We start from the raw sequence: 5982 nt of genomic DNA on the forward strand, positions 1-5982 counted from the left end.
ACCTCCATCCAACCGGACCGGAACACGCCCGCGCACCTCACTCAGCGGCAAAACCCCACGTCACAGGGCTGCCAGACGACTTTGCCGGAGCCCTGGTCAGGGGCCTGATCCGAGAAATCGGATCAGGCCCCTGAGTGGTTTTGCAGATCGTTTGGGAGAAATCTGGGAGACGATCTTGGCCGGGGTCTTCCAGGAGGATGCGCCATGCGATTCGAGCAGCAGGGCCGTGACCGCCTGCCAGCTCCTGAGCCACACCGCCGGCCTCCCCCCTCCGAGCCCAGCTGAAGAACCTCTACGGCACCGACCCCGCCGGCATCCGCCGCGGAGTCCTGCACGAAGCCCTCAACCACCCGCCCGGCGAAGCCGTCGAGTACACCGACCGGGCCGCCCTCATCCTCGACTACCTCTCCGGCCAGCCCCTCGACCAGCTCTGCGAGACGAGGACCTGGCACCCGCCGGGCATGAACTCGACCCGCTTCGGCCGCTTCCCGCCAGCCTCTCTGCCCGATGCGCCCCGACCGAACTCAACCAGGACACCGGCACCCACCTCAAGGGCACCGCCCACGACTTCTCCGCCCGCCTCCTGGGTGGAGTGCGCGTCCAGGGATCAGGTCAGTCGTCGGCCGTTTGGTGGTCGGGGCAGTCGAGCCGGAGGTCGACGTCCCCGAACGCGGCGTCCACGAAAGCGCAGTGGTGCGGATGCCGGAGATCGCCGGGGTGGGCGTCGGGGCGATAGAACCGGCAGGTGACGCAGGTACGGGAGACCGGGATCGCGTGCCACTGCTGGAGGATCCGGATCATGCTGGTCGTTCCGCGCAGCATTGCGGCGACATCCTCCTCGCCGAGCCCATCGAGCGCCGCGCGCAGCGGCTCGGGGATGGTGGCGAGCCGAGCGGCCTCGGTCCGTCCGGCCTCGGTCAGGACAAGGGTGATGGCACGTGAGTCGGCGGGATCGCGCTGACGGTCGACCAGATCCTTTCCCGCCAGGGCGCGCACGGCGTCGCTGACGGTCGGCGCGGTGGAGGCCAGCGCCGTGACGATCTCGCCTTGCCTGCGGGGCCGGCGGTCGCCGTCCAAGAACAGCAGGATGTCGGACTGCAGCGGGGTGAGCTTCGTCGGCCCCGCGTTGTGCCATGCACTCAACCGGACCGCCTGGCCAAGTCGACTGAGCCCGATGAGCAGTTGCTCGCTGGGGGACAGCCCGGGCATACCACCCACGACGAACCTCCTTCATGACCACCGGGCCGAACACCGAGCCGGACCGCCCTCAACTCCGGCTTGCATTCTAGGCAGAGCCAACTATATTTGGCAGCGCCAACAACTCTTGGCACTGCCAACAAATTGACGTGCGGTCGGACCCGGCCGCCGCCCGAAGGAGCATGCCCATGTCTCGCCTGTCGACCGTCGACCCGGACACCGCCACCCCCGCCGCCAAGGCCCAGCTCGACCGGGTCGAGCGCGCCCTGGGCGCGACGCCCAACATGATGCGGGCGATGGCCTCCTCGCCGGCCGTCCTGGACGCGTACCTCTCCTTCGGCGGCGCCCTGGCCAAGGGGCACCTCTCCGCCGCGGTCCGTGAGCAGATCGCCCTCGTCACCGCCGTGGAGAACTCCTGCGAGTACTGCTACGCGGCCCATCACGTCCTCGGCGCCAAGGCGGGTGTCAGCACCGCGGACCTCGCTGCCGGAGGTCACGCCGAGGCAGCCGACCCCAAGGTCGCCGCCGCCCTGCGGTTCGCCCGCGCCGTCGTCCGCCACAAGGGCTTCGTCACCGACGCCGACATCGAGGCCGTCCGCACCGCGGGCTACGGCGACGGCGAGATCGGCGAGATCATCGGCGCGGTCGCCCTCAACATATTCACCAACTACTTCAACTCCGTCGGCCGCACCGAGCTCGACTTCCCCTCCGTGCCGCTCCCCCGGTAGCACCCGCCCGCGGCCCTGGAACCCTGACGGGACGTCGGGCCGCGCCTGTACGGCGAACGGGCCCCGGTCAGTGGAGGTCGGCACTGCCCGAAGACCGACCGGGGACGCACACCGCGGCCGCCAACGGGGCTTTGGTCACGTGCACGTACGCCCCTCCGCGTCGCGTCCTGCCACTGGCAGGAGTCCCGCACGGCACGGTGAGACACGTGCGGCCGCGTCCTCGGCCTTCCCTTCCGCGCCGGAGCCGCCGCCCGCTCGGCCCCGGCCGAACGCCCGCCCCGCTCGGAATCCACATGCAGACCCGAGCACCGGGTGATTCCCACGCTCATGGAGCGGATTCGACTCCCGTCATCCGCTCGTGAGAGAAGGCCCAGGTCAGTGACCTGGGCCTTCGTCGTCGTCCCGGGTGGTGCCGGCCGACGGGTCCCCGGGACGGGGGAGTTCCGCGAGGAGGATCTCGGCGGCCTGGGTGACGTTGTCGGCGTGGACGGCACGGGCCATGGCCACGCGGGCGGCCTCGGGCGTGGTGGCCGGCGGGACGACCATGAGGGAGAAGTGGTCGTTGTCGCCGCGGGTGATCAGGACGGTGGCGTCGCCGACGGGGAAGGAATCGAGGTGCACGACCTGGTCGTCGACGACCAGGCGGGTCGGGATGCCGTTCCAGGCGGAGGCGTCCAGGCCGACCCGGGTGATGAGGCCGAGGTGCTCGGTCAGGGCGGTGATCAGCGGCGGGAGCTCCTGCTCGACGTCACGCGAGCGCGGCCACCAGGCGCCGTCCAGGAGGCTCTGCCGGGTCGCCGTCGTCTCCAGCCGGAGCAGCGCGGTGCCCGGCCCGACGGCCCGGTGGACCTCGTCCGGCAGGAGTCGTGGCGGCGTGACGGCACGGTGGGGGGAGATGCCTGCGTCGGTCATGATCGGTCCGTCCGTCCACGGGTGGTGCCGCTGCCGCCCCGACCGGGGCCACGGCGGACGCCGGGCCGGCGGGCGGGCCGACGGTCCCGTTCTTTCACCGTACTCCGGGAGGCCGCGCGGAAGCGCCGCTCCACGCTCTCGAACAAACCTGCACCAGCGGCTTCGGACGTACCGTGGACGTACGGAGGCGCGCCCGCCCCGCTCCGGTCGTTCGGGCGGGCTTCCGGCAGGAAAGGACGGTGCCGTCTTGGACCGCAACGAGCCAGTGGCAGAAACCCTGCCGCCACCGGGGCACGCCGAAGTCCGGATCGTCTCCGCCACCCCGGACGCCGCCCGGAGGGTGGCCGATGTCCTGCGTCACTGCTTCGCCGGCGGCGAGCAGCGCAGCTACCCCGCCCCCGGCGGGGGCACCCGCCTCCACCTCACCGTCGACACCGACCGCGCCGCCGAAGCGGCCCGCTCCTGGCTGGCCACCAGCAGGCCCGCGAGCGGCACCGGGCCCCACTCCGAAGAACCCTGAGAAGGCAGCGGAGCCCGACGGGCGCGCGTGGCGGCTCCGGCCGCCACGGAGCATCCTGGAAGCCGCACCGCGATGCCGTCGGATCCGGTCCATCGGCACCAGCCCGGGGCATCGCCCCGCCGCCCGCCTGGAGGCCCCGATGACCGGCAGACGGTACGAGGCCGGAGAGCCCGACCGTTCGGAGAGCTTCGGGGAGATGCTGCTGGGCAGGCTCTTGGACCACGCCCATGTGCTGCCGCCCGACCGGGTGGGACGGGTCCTCGCCGACGCGGTCGCCCGAATCGGCGGCCGGGAGGCGCAAATCCTGCTCCAGGACTACGGGCAGCAGCGGCTGGTCCCCCTCGCCGGGGAAGGGTTGGAGGGCGGGGATCCCCTGCCCATCGACGGTTCGGAGGCAGGCCGGTGCTTCCTCACCGCACGCCCGGTCGAGGTGGCGCTCGCCGACGGGGTGCGGGTCCACGTCCCCCTGCTGGACGGCGGCGACCAGGCGGGCGTCCTGGCCGTCACCCTGGACGCGGTCGACGACGACACCCGCCGCATCCTGCGCAGGCTCGCGGCCCTGGCCGCCGACACGATGCAGACCAAGAACGGCTACACCGACCTCTACTTCCGCACCCGTCGGGACGCACCGATGAGCGTCGCCGCCGAGATCCAGTGGTCGCTGCTGCCGCCGCTGGCCATGACGATGCCGCGCGTCGCGGTCGCCGGCGTCCTGGAACCCGCCTACGACGTGGCCGGCGACAGCTTCGACTACGCCCTGAACGAAGACGTCCTCCACCTCGCCATGATCGACGCCATGGGCCACGGCCTGGACGCGGCGACCATGGCGACCGTCGCCATCGGCGCGTACCGACACGCCCGCCGCACCGGCGTCGAGCTGTCCGAGATCTACCTCTTCATGGACCGGGCCGTCGCCGAACAGTTCGCCCCCGACCACTTCGTCACCGCGCAGATGCTGCGGCTCGACACCGGCACCGGCCACCTTCAGTGGGTCAACGCCGGACACCCCTCCCCCATGCTGATCCGCGAGCACCGCGTCATACGTCGCCTCGACAGTCCCACCACCCTCCCCGTCGGCTTCGGCGGAGACCAGCCCCAGGTCAGCGAGGTGCCCCTCGTTCCCGGGGACCGTATCCTCTGCTTCACCGACGGCCTGATCGAGGAACACGAGACCGGGCAGGAGGAGTTCGGCGAGGACCAGCTGATCGACTGGGTTCATCGGCTGGACCAGGCCGACCGGACCGTACGGGCCGTGGCACGCGACCTGTCCCACACGCTCAGACGGGCCCGCGGCGAGACCACCACCGACGACGCCAGCCTCGTCCTCGTCGAGTGGCGCGGACGGGGGTGACGGGGACTCGGTGCGTCCGGCTCCGGCGCGGAGTGCGGCGGAGTACGTTGGAGTTACCGGGAGCACCTCGCACACCCGCCCCCACGCGGACGTCGTTCCCGGCGATCATTAGGCCGGGGCGCCTACGGGCGTCCCGGGGACAGGTCCCGGTCTCATGACCAGCGCCACTGCTCCCACCCGCCGGGTACGCCTGGCACTCACACCGCGCACCTCCCTGGCCGGGCTGCTGGACGGCGCCTGGTGGCCGTACTCACGCAACCTCGCCACCGAACTGCCGCCCCTGGTGGATGCGCTGCGGGACCGCTGGGGTCGCATCACGCGCGTCACCGCGAATCCGGCGCCCTGGCCCGTCGCCCCGTACCAGGTCCCCGTCGGCGGGCACGCCGTGCGCGTCCGCTGGTTCACCGACCAGGCTCCCGACACGATGATCCTGCTCTCGTACGACCGCGGCCGCTGTGACCTGCTGGTGATTCCCCCGGAGACCGAACCCACCGCCGCCAGAGGGCTGATGGCCGTCGCCTCTGCCCCGGGCAACCTCCACACCACGGACACCCTGATGGTCGACGAGGACGCCACCGGTCGCCGCCTGCGGGAGGCCCGAGCCGGTGAGGACCCCGGGGAGACGGACGGCGAGGCCTCCTCGCGGCTCCGATCCCGTACCCGCCCCGTCGTCGGGGCACGCATGATCTACCTGCCACAGAGCATGCGGAGGTGACGACCACCGATCTGTCGTCTCCCTGGCCTCTCCACGCCGCGAACGAATATCTGTGCCGGCGGGATGAGAATGCGAGGGGTGGCGCAGTCAGACTTATTGGCGTCCAGAAATAGTGACTCCATTAAACCGGGACTGACGGATTCCACGTGCTAGTCTCGATTCCAGTTGCAGTTGTGGTTCCCGAAACTTCAGGCCCCCCAGTCAAGCCCATCGGCTACTGGGAGTGCTTTCGTCTCCGGTCTCTCCGGCGGGGTAATCATCACGGCGACACGGCATCCGTACAGTGCGGACTCCGATGAGCCCCCAGAAAGAGATACGACATGAGCAGTGGCACCGTGAAGTGGTTCAACGCGGAAAAGGGCTTCGGCTTCATCGAGCAGGACGGTGGCGGCCCCGACGTGTTCGCCCACTACTCGAACATCGCCTCCCAGGGCTTCCGCGAGCTGCAGGAAGGCCAGAAGGTCAACTTCGACATCGCGCAGGGCCAGAAGGGCCCGACGGCCGAGAACATCGTTTCCGCCTGACGCTGACGCGCACGACGTGGCTGGGGCCCGCATCC

The 5982-nt window shown here is 70.9% G+C and carries 7 protein-coding genes and 1 pseudogene; 6 read left to right on the plus strand and 2 right to left on the minus strand.

The window, feature by feature from the left end; genetic code table 11:
• Positions 1-329 precede the first annotated feature (329 nt).
• A pseudogene (locus ACFW2Y_RS34275) lies at positions 330-503 on the plus strand (serine hydrolase); the annotation flags it as partial.
• A gap of 109 nt (positions 504-612) precedes the next feature.
• Here the strand turns inward: ACFW2Y_RS34275 and ACFW2Y_RS34280 are convergent.
• Positions 613-1209, minus strand: coding sequence for a MarR family winged helix-turn-helix transcriptional regulator (locus ACFW2Y_RS34280; RefSeq protein ID WP_384887226.1), 597 nt, complete (start codon positions 1207-1209; stop codon positions 613-615).
• 176 nt (positions 1210-1385) lie between these two features.
• Between ACFW2Y_RS34280 and ACFW2Y_RS34285 the strand changes: the two genes are divergently transcribed.
• Positions 1386-1925: a carboxymuconolactone decarboxylase family protein gene (locus ACFW2Y_RS34285; protein ID WP_384887211.1), complete on the plus strand. Its 540-nt coding sequence runs from the start codon at positions 1386-1388 to the stop codon at positions 1923-1925.
• Positions 1926-2300: 375 nt separating this feature from the next.
• Here ACFW2Y_RS34285 and ACFW2Y_RS34290 read toward each other — a convergent pair whose 3' ends face one another.
• Entirely contained in the window at positions 2301-2837 is a 537-nt protein-coding gene (locus ACFW2Y_RS34290; RefSeq protein WP_384887213.1) for a DUF5994 family protein, read from the minus strand.
• A 247-nt stretch (positions 2838-3084) separates the two neighbouring features.
• Here ACFW2Y_RS34290 and ACFW2Y_RS34295 point away from each other — a divergent pair, with 247 nt between their 5' ends.
• The 4 genes from ACFW2Y_RS34295 to ACFW2Y_RS34310 all read left to right on the plus strand — a co-directional run bounded on the left by ACFW2Y_RS34295 (position 3085) and on the right by ACFW2Y_RS34310 (position 5947).
• A complete protein-coding gene (locus ACFW2Y_RS34295; RefSeq protein ID WP_384887216.1) occupies positions 3085-3357 on the plus strand; it encodes a hypothetical protein in 273 nt (90 codons plus the stop codon).
• Positions 3358-3496: 139 nt separating this feature from the next.
• Positions 3497-4708 carry a PP2C family protein-serine/threonine phosphatase gene (locus ACFW2Y_RS34300; protein ID WP_384887218.1) on the plus strand — a complete coding sequence of 404 codons (1212 nt, stop codon included), beginning with the start codon at positions 3497-3499 and terminating at the stop codon, positions 4706-4708.
• A gap of 154 nt (positions 4709-4862) precedes the next feature.
• Positions 4863-5423 (plus strand): DUF5994 family protein, encoded by a 561-nt coding sequence (locus tag ACFW2Y_RS34305; protein ID WP_384887221.1) that lies wholly within the window; start codon positions 4863-4865, stop codon positions 5421-5423.
• A gap of 320 nt (positions 5424-5743) precedes the next feature.
• On the plus strand, positions 5744-5947 hold the full coding sequence (locus ACFW2Y_RS34310; RefSeq protein ID WP_384887224.1) for a cold-shock protein: 204 nt from the start codon (positions 5744-5746) through the stop codon (positions 5945-5947).
• Positions 5948-5982 lie beyond the last annotated feature (35 nt).

This window comes from Streptomyces sp. NPDC058877, from assembly GCF_042742855.1.
In the GTDB taxonomy this organism is placed as follows: Bacteria; Actinomycetota; Actinomycetes; order Streptomycetales; family Streptomycetaceae; genus Streptomyces.